The organism is Roseivivax isoporae LMG 25204 (genome assembly GCF_000521865.1).
GTDB lineage: Bacteria > Pseudomonadota > Alphaproteobacteria > Rhodobacterales > Rhodobacteraceae > Roseivivax > Roseivivax isoporae.
In genome coordinates this window covers 1-813 of sequence record NZ_JAME01000137.1, presented here as the reverse complement: position 1 = coordinate 813, position 813 = coordinate 1, and the positions used below count along the sequence as shown (strand labels likewise).

1 protein-coding gene is annotated in these 813 nt (G+C 71.2%); it reads right to left on the bottom strand.

Annotated features, from left to right (window positions below):
- Positions 1–813, bottom strand: an 813-nt coding sequence (locus tag RISW2_RS25240; protein WP_043775852.1) for a hypothetical protein, incomplete at both ends; no start/stop codon positions are given.

Here is an 813-nt window from a genome sequence, read left to right as displayed (position 1 = left end):
TCCAGCCGGCATTGGCGCTCTGCCTCGTCGACTGCAGGGTTCCCGCGATGTTGGCATTCGTGACCTTGAAGGCCCCGGTGACCGCGGTGTTTCCGTCGAGGACGATGTTCTGCCCCCGGACAAGGAAGTTGCCGGCGATCTCGGTGTCGCCGTCGAGGCGGATGTAGTCGCTCCGGATCCGCGCCGTGGTCACCGGGGCTCCACCGTCCGAGACCCGCACGAACGACAGGACATCGTCGCCGCCGAGCCGCACCACGAAGTTCTCGCTGATCCCCTCCGCGGTCGCTTCGGCGAAGGCCGTGGCGCTGGCGAGTGCGGTCAGGCTGCCATAGCTCGCGCTGATCTCCTGCGTAACGGCCGAGACGGCTCCCGACTCCGTGACGCGGGTCGTCGAGAGGTTCGAGATGTTCGCCTCGGCCGTGCCGACGCGCGAGGTCAGCTGCGTCACGCTCGAGGACAGCGACGTGATCGTGCCCCCCTGCTGGGTGACGGTGGTCTGCAGGCCCGAGAAGGCGGTGCCGGCGGCGATCAGGTCGCCCTCGGCCGACGTCATGCGCACCTGCAGGTCGGTGATGTCGCCCGCCTGGGCCTCGATCGCATCGCCCTGCGCACCCACATTGGTGAAGAGCGTCGACAGCGCGGCGGCGTTGCCGGTGATCCCGGCCTCGGCCGAGGCGAGCTCCGCCTCGAGAGAGGCGATGCTCTCGGCCAGCGCCGCATCGCCGTCGACCCGCGTGCGCCGCTCGGTCTCGAGCGCGGCCGCCGTGTCCCCGAGGCGCACCCCGAGCGCCTCGCGCGCGCCGGCCTCGGCCG